Source organism: Methylobacterium mesophilicum SR1.6/6 (assembly GCF_000364445.2).
GTDB classification, from domain to species: domain Bacteria; phylum Pseudomonadota; class Alphaproteobacteria; order Rhizobiales; family Beijerinckiaceae; genus Methylobacterium; species Methylobacterium mesophilicum_A.
This window is the reverse complement of sequence record NZ_CP043538.1, coordinates 1279709-1289064: the sequence shown is the minus strand read 5'-3', so window position 1 is coordinate 1289064 and position 9356 is coordinate 1279709. Positions and strand designations below refer to the sequence as shown.

Annotated in this window: 12 protein-coding genes and 2 tRNA genes; 4 read left to right on the top strand and 10 right to left on the bottom strand. The window is 70.0% G+C overall.

Annotated features, from left to right (window positions below; all coding sequences use genetic code 11):
* Window positions 1-100: 100 nt before the first annotated feature.
* The 3 genes from rocF to MMSR116_RS05995 all read left to right on the top strand — a co-directional run bounded on the left by rocF (window position 101) and on the right by MMSR116_RS05995 (window position 2126).
* Window positions 101-1066 (top strand): arginase, encoded by a 966-nt coding sequence (gene rocF / locus MMSR116_RS06005; RefSeq protein WP_010683249.1) that lies wholly within the window; start codon window positions 101-103, stop codon window positions 1064-1066.
* Window positions 1066-1935: an urease accessory protein UreD gene (locus MMSR116_RS06000; protein ID WP_010683248.1), complete on the top strand. Its 870-nt coding sequence runs from the start codon at window positions 1066-1068 to the stop codon at window positions 1933-1935. The genes rocF and MMSR116_RS06000 overlap by 1 nt, the downstream gene beginning before the upstream one ends.
* A 117-nt stretch (window positions 1936-2052) precedes the next feature.
* Window positions 2053-2126: transfer RNA gene (locus MMSR116_RS05995), tRNA-Cys, on the top strand.
* Between the two features lie 193 nt (window positions 2127-2319).
* On the opposite strand, the gene MMSR116_RS05990 is transcribed toward MMSR116_RS05995, so the two are convergent.
* Window positions 2320-3999 carry a methyl-accepting chemotaxis protein gene (locus MMSR116_RS05990; protein ID WP_039892799.1) on the bottom strand — a complete coding sequence of 560 codons (1680 nt, stop codon included), beginning with the start codon at window positions 3997-3999 and terminating at the stop codon, window positions 2320-2322.
* Between the two features lie 265 nt (window positions 4000-4264).
* Window positions 4265-4480, bottom strand: coding sequence for a hypothetical protein (locus MMSR116_RS05985; protein ID WP_010683246.1), 216 nt, complete (start codon window positions 4478-4480; stop codon window positions 4265-4267).
* Window positions 4481-4733: 253 nt separating this feature from the next.
* Here MMSR116_RS05985 and MMSR116_RS05980 point away from each other — a divergent pair.
* Window positions 4734-4809 (top strand) — tRNA-Asn (locus MMSR116_RS05980).
* A 90-nt stretch (window positions 4810-4899) separates the two neighbouring features.
* Here the strand turns inward: MMSR116_RS05980 and MMSR116_RS05975 are convergent.
* From MMSR116_RS05975 to MMSR116_RS05940, 8 genes are all read right to left on the bottom strand, one after another.
* Window positions 4900-6105: an integrase gene (locus MMSR116_RS05975; protein ID WP_039892797.1), complete on the bottom strand. Its 1206-nt coding sequence runs from the start codon at window positions 6103-6105 to the stop codon at window positions 4900-4902.
* A 264-nt stretch (window positions 6106-6369) separates the two neighbouring features.
* Complete coding sequence (locus MMSR116_RS05970; protein WP_010683243.1) at window positions 6370-6768, bottom strand: hypothetical protein; 399 nt, start codon at window positions 6766-6768, stop codon at window positions 6370-6372.
* Window positions 6765-6950, bottom strand: a complete 186-nt coding sequence (locus tag MMSR116_RS05965; protein ID WP_010683242.1) for a hypothetical protein — start codon at window positions 6948-6950, stop codon at window positions 6765-6767. Before MMSR116_RS05965 ends, MMSR116_RS05970 begins: the two co-directional genes overlap by 4 nt.
* Window positions 6943-7512 carry a hypothetical protein gene (locus MMSR116_RS05960; protein WP_010683241.1) on the bottom strand — a complete coding sequence of 190 codons (570 nt, stop codon included), beginning with the start codon at window positions 7510-7512 and terminating at the stop codon, window positions 6943-6945. Before MMSR116_RS05960 ends, MMSR116_RS05965 begins: the two co-directional genes overlap by 8 nt.
* Window positions 7505-8398, bottom strand: a complete 894-nt coding sequence (locus MMSR116_RS05955; RefSeq protein ID WP_010683240.1) for a hypothetical protein — start codon at window positions 8396-8398, stop codon at window positions 7505-7507. Before MMSR116_RS05955 ends, MMSR116_RS05960 begins: the two co-directional genes overlap by 8 nt.
* Window positions 8395-8745, bottom strand: coding sequence for a hypothetical protein (locus MMSR116_RS05950; protein ID WP_039892793.1), 351 nt, complete (start codon window positions 8743-8745; stop codon window positions 8395-8397). Before MMSR116_RS05950 ends, MMSR116_RS05955 begins: the two co-directional genes overlap by 4 nt.
* A 23-nt stretch (window positions 8746-8768) precedes the next feature.
* Window positions 8769-9020: a hypothetical protein gene (locus MMSR116_RS05945; RefSeq protein ID WP_039892791.1), complete on the bottom strand. Its 252-nt coding sequence runs from the start codon at window positions 9018-9020 to the stop codon at window positions 8769-8771.
* A complete protein-coding gene (locus MMSR116_RS05940) occupies window positions 9017-9355 on the bottom strand; it encodes a hypothetical protein (RefSeq protein ID WP_010683237.1) in 339 nt (112 codons plus the stop codon). Before MMSR116_RS05940 ends, MMSR116_RS05945 begins: the two co-directional genes overlap by 4 nt.
* Window position 9356: the final 1 nt, after the last annotated feature.

Sequence of the window (9356 nt, the reverse complement as noted above, 5' to 3'; positions counted from 1 at the left end):
GGCGGCGCGGGGCCGCCACATCCGTCATCGAAGGACGGCCCGAGGCCTGCTAGGGCTGTGGCGGGCCTTGGGGGCGCTCTCCCCGGCCCGAGGAGATTCGATGACGAGCAGCGCCCATCCGGACGAGCGGCCCAGCATCGCGCTGATCGGCGCGCCGATCGAAGTCGGCACCAGCGAGCCCGGCGCCCTGATGGGCCCGGCCTCCCTGCGCACCGCCGGCTTGGTCCGGGCGCTGTCCGATCTCGGCCACGCCGTGACCGACGGCGGCGACGTGGTCCCGGACGGGCAGGCCGCCGCGCGGGGCCTCGAGGCCGTGGGTGCCTGGACGCGCGCCCTCTCCCGCGCCGTCGAGGCCGCCCTCGACGTGGGCGCGCTTCCCCTGGTCGCCGGCGGCGATCACAGCCTGTCCCTCGGATCGATCGACGGGGTCATGCGCCATTGTGCCCGCCGGGGACGCGCGCTCTTCGTGCTCTGGCTCGACGCCCACGCCGACTTCAACACGCCGGAGACCTCGCCTTCCGGCAACGTCCACGGCATGCCGCTCGCTGCCCTCTGCGGGGAGGCGGGCTTTCCGCGCCTCTTCGCCGAGCCGGCCCCGCCGCCCCTGCCGCCGACCAGCGTCCACCTGTTCGGCCTGCGCTCGATCGATGCCGGGGAGCGCGCGCTGGTCACCGCGCGGCAGGTCGGCGTGACCGACATGCGCACGATCGACGAGTTCGGCGTGGTCGCCCCGTTGCGGCGCGTGCTCGACCGCGTCTTGGCGGCGGGCGCGCATCTCCATGTCAGCCTGGACATCGACTTCCTCGACCCGTCGATCGCGCCCGGGGTCGGGACCACGGTGCCGGGCGGCGCGACGTTCCGGGAAGCCCACCTCATCATGGAGATGCTGCACGATTCCGGGCTCGTGCGCTCCCTCGACGTGGTGGAGCTGAACCCCTTCCTCGACGAGCGCGGCCGCAGTGCGCGGGTGCTGGTCGAGCTGGTCGCGAGCCTGTTCGGCCGTCGCATCCTCGACCGACCGACGGCGCCGATCGAGGCCGTGCCCGAGGCGTTCGAGCGGGATTGATGCACGGCCGCGTTCCAGACCCGCCGGGCACCGGCCCGGCGACCGGACAGGCACCGGCGCGCCAGCGCTCCGACGGCCGGGTCCGCTTGCGCGCCGGGCCGGCCGGAGGCGGAGGATCGACGCGGATCCTCGACCTCGCGGAGGCGGGGCCGTCGCGACTGCGCTTCCCGCGCGGGGAGGGACCGCTGGAGGCGGTCCTGGTGAACTCGGCCGGCGGCGTCGCCTGCGGCGACACCTTTTCCATCGATCTGGATCTTGAGCCGGACGCCGACCTCGTGCTGACGACGACGGCGGCCGAGAAGATCTACCGTTCGGACGGTCCGGTGAGCCGGATCGAGAACCGCTTGAGCCTGGGGGAGGGCGCGCGGCTCGCCTGGCTGCCGCAGGAGACGATCGTGTTCGACCGCGCCCGGGTCCGGCGGGTGTTCGAGGCGGATCTCGCCGCCGGAGCCGCGCTGGTCGCCGTGGAAGTCGTCGCCTTCGGCCGCGTCGCCCGGGGCGAGCGGATCGCCAGCGGGCTGTTCGCGGATGCGTGGCGCGTGCGCCGGGCCGGGCGGCTCGTCTACGCCGACAACCTCCTGCTGGAGGGCCCGATCAGCGACCTCCTCGCGCGTTCGGCGATCGGCGGCGGCGCGTGCGCCTGCGCGACGGTTCTGGACGTCTCGGACGGCGCCGAGGCGCGCCTGGAGGAGGCACGCGACCGTCTCGCAGCGATCGAAAGACCCGGGATCGAGGCCGCGGCCAGCGCGTGGAACGGCCACCTCGTGATCCGCGCCCTCGCGGGCGGGGTCGGCCCGTTGCGGGACCTCATCGCGCGCTTCCTTGCCAGTCATCGCGGCCTGCCGATGCCCCGGGTGTGGCAGAGCTGACGGGAACCGGAAAATCGATGCAAAGCGGCCGTTGCCTGCCGGCGCCGACCTCTGCTAGAGACGCGCACCCGGAGCTGTCCGCCAGGCTCCGCGCGGCGCCCCGGCGCCGTTCCAGAAGGCCTCGTGGCGGAGTGGTTACGCAGAGGACTGCAAATCCTTGCACCCCGGTTCGATTCCGGGCGAGGCCTCCAATCTTCCATTTCAGACGCTTTTGACGGGTCCGGCGCGATGCGGTCTCCGATCGGACGCGTCGGTTGGCGCATCCCACATCACGAGCGAAGCGCAGTGCCCCAGGGCGGCGTGGCCTTCGAAGGCTCTGCCGACTGAGCTGCGTCGCACCGCTCGCACCGACGGCGGTGCCGGAGGCATCGACCGGAGATCGCGTCAGGCGACGTCGACGTGGCCCATGAAGGTCTCGATCGCCCGCTGCAGGCTGTGCGTCCCTGCATTCACCCGGGACGCGCTGCCCCGCACCTGCCCGGCCTGAGCGTCGTTGGAAGCGGCCGCCGCCCGGACGCCCGCGATGCTCTCGGAGACCTTCCGCGCATCGGCGGCGGCATTGAAGATCGCGCGCGCGATCTCCTGGCTGGCATGGCCCTGCTGGTCGGTGGCCTCCGCCACCTCCGAGGCGATCAGGCTCATCCGGGCGATCGTCTGGCCGATCGCCTCGATGGCGTCGACCGTGCGGCCAGCGGCGCCCTGGATCGATCCGACTTGCCCGGTGATGCGGTCGGTGGCGAGCGCGGTCTGACCGGCGAGGGCCTTGACCTCGGCGGCCACCACCGCGAAGCCCTTGCCGGCCATGCCCGCGCGGGCCGCCTCGATCGTCGCGTTGAGGGCCAGGAGATTGGTCTGCTCGGCGATCTCGCGGATCAGCGTCACGACCGCCCCGATCTCCTCGGCCGCCTGCGAGAGGCTCATCACCGTCTCCTCCAGACCGCGGGTGTCGGAGAGGGCGGACGCCGCGATCTCGCTGGTGTACCGGACCCGCGCCTCGATCTCCCGGGCCGAGGCCGAGAGCTCCTCCGCGGCGCTGGCGATGCTGTCGACGATCTCGGCGGTCTGCCCGGAGGCGCCCGCCACGACGGCCGCTTCGGACGCCATGGCGCCTGCATTGCCCGAGAGCGTGTCGGCCGCGGCCTGCATCGCCTCGGCCGAGTCGGCGAGATCCGTCACCGCGCGGTGCGTCTCGGCCTCGAACGCGGTGGTCGCCGCGGCCATCGTTTCGGCGCGCCTGCGGTCGCGATCCCGGCGCGCCTGGGACTGCGTGTCCAGATCCCGCTTCTCGATCAGCGCCGCCCGGAAGGCCGCGATGGCGCCGGCCATCTCGCCGATCTCGTCGCGGCGGTGCGTGAACGGGATCGGACGGCTGAGGTCGTTGCCGGCCAGTGCGGTCATGCTCACCTTCAGCCGGTGCAGGGGCTGCCGGACCTGCGTGACGATGATCGTGACGGCCGCGAGCAGCCCCAGAACGAGCGCCACCGCCGGCAAGGCGACCAGGGTCATGCGGGCCTGCCTCCGGTCCGCGGCGTCGGCGGCGCGGCGCACGTTCAGGCGGTTCAGCACCTCGCGCCCCAGAGCGCCGATCTCGGCGATCATGTGCTCGCGGTTGCGCACCGTCGCCTCGTCGGTCGCCTGGATGAGTGCGGCCTTGGGCGAGATCGTCAGGCCCAGCTCGGCGGTGTCGTTCTGATAGGCGATGAACTCCTTCACGAAGAGGTCGAACCGGCGGCGCCGATCCTCGGGAAGCTGCTCCTCCATCGCGTTGAGGAAGGGGACTCGGACCTGCTCGACGGTGGCGAGGGCTTCGTGCAGTGCGGACAGGCGCGAGCGGGCCTCGGCCACGTCCTCAGCCACGTAGAGCGCCGTGGCCTGCACCACGGCGTGCTCGATCGCCTGCCCGAGGGTGCCCGCCTGCAGCCCGGCATTCCAGATCTTGTCGGTGGCGGCCGCACGCTCCTGCTCCCAGTTCGACTGCCGGACCGCGAAGATCGAGATGGCGATCGCCACGGCGGCCAGCAATCCGATCACCATCGAGAGCTTGAACCCGAGAGAAACGCGCATGGGGATGACGCCGGAACCGCGGCCAAGCCGCAACATCGTCGCTATACCGCAGGCATTTCCGCAAAGCATTCAAATATAGCCGGCAAAATCACATCATCCACGTCCCAGCTTTCAGCAGTATCTTAGAAGTAAATCCATCAGATTTTGCTTAGATTTACTGTCACTCCAAAAAATACGCGGGGCGCGCAGCCTCGCATCCGTTTCCGTCGGCAGTTCGTACTGATCCAGGCGCCATCCTCGGTTGCCCCGCCTCTGCGCCACGCCCTCAGAGCGGCGGCAGTGCCGACCCGGGAGTCTGCGCGGCGGCGATCTCGCGCCGCAGGTCGTCGCACTGCACCTCGATCAGCTCTGGGAGGATATCGGCTTCCTGATCGTCCAGGGCCGCGAGCAGGCGCGGAAGACCGGCGACCCACTCGAAGGCGACGCGGACTTCGCGTTCGGCATAGGGATCCTGGGGATCGAGACAGCGAAAGGTCTGCATGTTGGCGGGTCTGAACCGGTCGGCTTGGCGGGGGCGGTGCCTTAGGATCGGCTCATGACGCTGGGATGACCCTCGAAGACCAGATCGCGCGGCCTGGGCGAGCAGACAGCGGGTCGAAGGTCGAAACTGTTGCTGCCCCGCCACGCTTCCGCGTCAGGCGGCGGGACGGGCTCTCTGGGCAGATACAGTTGCACCGCACCCGCATCGAGGCCCTTGCGTCCGGCGAGCCCGGTGTGTAGAGACGCCTCCGTGATCCCCGATAGCTCAGTTGGTAGAGCAGGCGACTGTTAATCGCCTTGTCGCAGGTTCGAGTCCTGCTCGGGGAGCCATCCCTTCTCCCAACATCTTCAGGCGCTTAAGCCAGCCGGGGCGATACCTTCGCGTTACCGCGGATCGAGCCCGTGTTACCGAAGCGTGTTTCAGGCTTGTTCGCGAGCCTTTCTGCGGGCGGCGCGCAGCTCGGCGACGCGGCTCGATTGCACCACGCCCCCGCGATTGTAGATCATGGTGGTGGCCATGTGCGTGTGCGTGGCCGTGCGCATGACGTCGGTCGCATCGGCCCCCGCTTCGAACGCCTCGGACACCGCGCCGGCCCGGCTGTCCATGTTCCATAGGTCGTCCGGCCAGCCGGCAGAGCGGGCGATCTTGCGGAAGGTGTGCGAGAAGTGCGTCGCCCGCCACGGCAGCTTGGAGCGCTCGTCCAGCACCACTGGCCCGACCCCGCGTGGCGGCAGCTCGGCGAGAATCTCCGGGTGCAGCCGCAGATCGTGCGCGGCGACCTCGCGCCCGTTCGACTTCGAGGTTGGCTTTTCCAGGAGTTGCTCGAGCCCGATGTGATTCCAGGTCAGGCCCCACTGCCAAACCCACGCGCCGTCCGTGATTGCGCCGGCAATCGCGGCCCGCTCGGCCGGGGAGGGGCGTACCCACTCGCCGATCACGTCCTTCTGGCGCAGGCCCAGCTCGAACTGGAGCGCGACGGCGAGCGCCACGCTCGGCCGCCCGGCGGCGTGCGCGGCCTGGCGCAGCGCCACGACCTGCTCGAACGTCGGTCGGTGCTTGCGCTTACGCGGCATCGGGAACTCGGTCCGCTCCAAGACGGCGGCCAGCTCGATCGCGTCCGGCAGGCGTAGCTCGCACCCGTAATTCACCACCCGCCGCAGGGTCTGGATGCACGCGTAGGCCGAGCGCTCACCGGTCGAGGCGATCCAGTCCTTGTGCCAGCGGCGCACGTCCCGGCCGAGGATGTCGGCGAGATGCATGCCGCCGGCCGTATCGACGAGCTTGCGGATGTACTTGGCGTAGAACACCCGCGTCGCCTGCCGCTTGTCGTGGTAGGGCGAATCGGCGTCGGTCTCGAAGGCGCGGCACACCCATTCGAGCGTGCCCGGCGGCGCGGCGTTGCGGGCGGGCGCGAACCCTTCCGCCCATTCCAGCATTTCGGCGTGAAGGATCGCGCAGCGGCTCGCGACCTCGACCGACGGCCACGTGCCGAACAGGCGCACGGTCTTGGGCAGATAGCCCGCCTTCACGAGCTTCTCGTCGGCGACCCAGTACAGGTCGACCCGCCCGTTATGGCGCTTCATGCGCTTAAGACCGGGCGCGTACAGATCTTTGTCCACGGGCATCCAAACCCTCCTCACCCCGGCGAATCGGCCGGGCGGGGGCATGCTCGCCGACATGATGTCGGCGGTCGAGGAAGGCTTTGACAGCCGGCCAGTAGCGACCGCCCATCATGACGTCGACCTTGGGGAACCCAGAGCGCTCCAGAACTACAGCGAGGCTGGGCCAGCATTTCGCGCGGCCGGGGCCGAGGACGGCGCGGGCAATCTCCGCCTCGTCGGGGTAGAGGCAGGCCGGTTCGGGCGAGGTGGACGCTTTGCTCGCGGCCATCAGCCCCTCCGCACCGGGCCGATGCGCTCGGCCGCCAGATACGGCCGCCGCGCCAGGATCGCGGCCGGCGAGCGCCAGGAGCGCCGCCCGTCCCGCTCGGTCACGTCCTCCGCCCGGAACCCGGCCGCAAGGCGGTTGAGCAGCCGCCAGACCTTGAACGCGGTCGCCACCGCCCGGTCGTGGCGCAGGGCCATGAACAGGTCGTAGAGTTCGGCTCCGCGCTTGGCCCGGCGGTTGTTGAAGGCCATTCGGCAGGCGCTGGCGCAGAACTCGGCCTCGATCGAGCTGGCGGGCGTGAGAGGGCCACCGCACTCCAAGCAGACGCGCGGCTCCAGCCCGCGGCCCGCGCCGCCATCCTGGGCCCGCTCTGGCGCGGCGTTTAAACGGCCTTCGCTCACGTCCGCGCCTCCGCGATCCCAAGCTCAGTGTCGTGCGCGCGATCGGCCAGGGCGTCCTCGACGAGTTCGAAGGCCGCGCGCACACCCTCGGCCGCGTCTTCCACGTGCGGGGCGAGCAGCTCGGACACCTGCGCGATCACGTCCCAGGCAAACGGGTCCGATCGGTCGGCGGGCTCACGCACAGCGCGCCTCCGCTGTCGCCTCGACGTAGAACCCGCGCTCCTGAAACCAGCGCAGCATCCGGCCCGCCTGCTTGCGGGCGCTGGCGTCGCTCGCCTCGACCGCGAAGCCGTGCTCCATCATCGGCAGGAGGAGGGTGACGGCCTCGGCCATGCTGGACCCTTCGACGAGGCTGAGCACGTCGCGGGCGAGCAGATCCTCCAGCCAGTAGTAGTACGTCATCGCGAACTTGACCGAGGACTGGTCCTCGAAGCCCATGGCGCGGATGCAGGCCTGGCAGAGGTCGGCGGTGACCCGCAGCAAGCGCGAGCGCGGGCCGAGGCTGAGCCCCGCGAACGGTTCGGTGCAACCGGCGACGATCAGCTCCTGGAGCTGCTTGGTCTTGACCTTGATCTCGGCTCGCGCGGCCGCCTGATCCTCGGCGTCCGGATCGGGCCCGAACACGTCGGCAAAGGCCAGCGCACCCACGAGGATCGCGGGGATCGCGAACATCATCCGGTCGCGGTCGGTCAGGTGCGGGGGCGGGACGTAGCCGGCGGCCGCTCGGCGCTTGCGCTCACCCATAGACAGCCCCCGGTTCACGCTGCCGTTGCGCGATGATCTGCGGAGTAACCCTTGGCAGGTCGCGCGCGTGGATGATGGCCGGCCGCGCCCATCGCCTCTGGAAGGCGCGCCAAGCGGAGTCGGGCCTGTACTTTTCCTGGCTCGGCGTCTCGGGCTGCCAGAGCATTGCCATCGGCGTGAAGCCGATCGACTGCATCTGCCGGAGGCGCGCCTCGGCGAGGTCGAAGGTGTCTTTTGGGTAGCCGATCAGGACGTAGACCCGCATCCGGTGCGAGGCCTCCGTGAAGCCGGCCTCCAGCAGACGGCGCGCCGCGCTCCTTAGGGTCTCGAAGGCGTCGCCCGGGTCGTAGGCGAAGAACATGTTCGGTCGCGGCCGCAGGCTCGCCAGCGGGTCGACCTGGTAGTCCTGGAGCGACAGCGCTTCGAGACCGCCCGTGAACTCGATCCGCCGCCCCTGCCGGCGCAGCATATCGAACACCGCCTCGACGTGGTCACGTGGGCAGGCCAGCAGGTTGTCGTCGAGGACGTTCCAGCCCTCGTAGATTCGCAGGACGTTCGGCTGCGGCCACTTCTTCCAGACGCCGCAGAACCAGCAGCGGCGCGGGCAGCCGCGAGACGTGATCGTGTAGCCCGGCCTGATGTAACGGCCTGGGATGAACTCCAGGCTCGTGTCGCCATACGCCACACCGCCGACCTTCACCGGGGCCACAAACCTCCATTCCTCGGCCAGCCGCTCGGCGATCGCCTTGTCCGCCGTGAACGCGACCGAGACGTGCACCTCGTCCGCCTCCGCAAACAGATCGGGCCGGCCAAAGTACGCGAGCGCGTCGTCGGGGCTCGCCTTGGTCTTGCGCGGGAAGACGCGAATGATGCGAGTTGCGCTCATGCTGCACCCACGGTTACGCGGGCGAAAGATGATACGAACACGTCCTCGACACGCGACGCGACTTGCGTCTCTCTGGCGGCTTGACTGATGATGGCGTTGGTAAGCCGAGGAACAACCGAATGCCACCAACACAACTTAACCCGAGCCAGATCCATAACCTTGAGGAGTTGATCGAACGCGTCACGCGATTGGAGGCGGAAAATCAGGCGCAGCGCTGCGTGCTCAAAGGCTTCGCAAGTAAGTACTATGGAGCCAAAGTCGGGAAGGTTGCACACGAAGAGGCGGATAAGCTCGATGGCGACGATAAAGAGCTTATAAAGCGCCTCATCGACGAGATGATCGTACATGACATCTGATGCCGGGAGGGTTGTCACCGCGCAAACCCCGGCGTGCCGTGGTGCTCGATGCCGTGTGGGTGGCGACCGGTCGCGGCCTCCTCGCGCACGGCGACGATCTCGGCTCCGGGGAAGCGCGCCAGGACCTCGCGCACGAGCGGCTCGTCCGTGACCCGGCGCTTGCGGCGGTCCTGATCGGACCACGCGCGGGTGCGGCTGCACCACTTCGGGGAGCAGAGGTGGGGCTGGAGCGGTTCGCCGCACTGGTCGCAGCGTGCAGTGTTCACGCGACCCGCGCCTCCGACTCGAGCTCGATCGCCGGGACGCGGTAGGCGCTCTCCCGCCGCGCCCGGATCGCCTGCGCCTGCGCCACCAGCATCTTCCCCTCGACCCGGCCGGGCGGCAGGATCTCGGGGACGTGGTCCAGGCCGCCGATCAGGCGCCGCGCGTCGTCCCGGTAAGCCTCGATCTCGGCTTCGGCGAAGCCGGCCGCGCAGAGGTCCGCGTAGGTGCAGGCGCCCGTGGACGCCTCCTGGCGCTGCATCACCTCGGCCATCAGGAGGACGCGGGTGATGCGATTGTCGGCGGCCTGGGCGGCGCGGACGTGGGACGGGGCGGGCATG

Excerpts from the sequence above, each read along its gene's own strand:
- MMSR116_RS05940 (WP_010683237.1), bottom strand. The coding sequence starts at position 9,355 with ATGCCCGCCCCGTCCCACGTCCGCGCCGCCCAGGCCGCCGACAATCGC.
- MMSR116_RS05960 (WP_010683241.1), bottom strand. The coding sequence starts at position 7,512 with ATGGGTGAGCGCAAGCGCCGAGCGGCCGCCGGCTACGTCCCGCCCCCG.
- MMSR116_RS05990 (WP_039892799.1), bottom strand. The coding sequence starts at position 3,999 with ATGCGCGTTTCTCTCGGGTTCAAGCTCTCGATGGTGATCGGATTGCTG.
- MMSR116_RS05985 (WP_010683246.1), bottom strand. The coding sequence starts at position 4,480 with ATGCAGACCTTTCGCTGTCTCGATCCCCAGGATCCCTATGCCGAACGC.
- rocF (WP_010683249.1), top strand. The coding sequence starts at position 101 with ATGACGAGCAGCGCCCATCCGGACGAGCGGCCCAGCATCGCGCTGATC.
- MMSR116_RS05975 (WP_039892797.1), bottom strand. The coding sequence starts at position 6,105 with ATGCCCGTGGACAAAGATCTGTACGCGCCCGGTCTTAAGCGCATGAAG.
- MMSR116_RS05950 (WP_039892793.1), bottom strand. The coding sequence starts at position 8,745 with ATGTACGATCATCTCGTCGATGAGGCGCTTTATAAGCTCTTTATCGTC.
- MMSR116_RS05955 (WP_010683240.1), bottom strand. The coding sequence starts at position 8,398 with ATGAGCGCAACTCGCATCATTCGCGTCTTCCCGCGCAAGACCAAGGCG.
- MMSR116_RS06000 (WP_010683248.1), top strand. The coding sequence starts at position 1,066 with ATGCACGGCCGCGTTCCAGACCCGCCGGGCACCGGCCCGGCGACCGGA.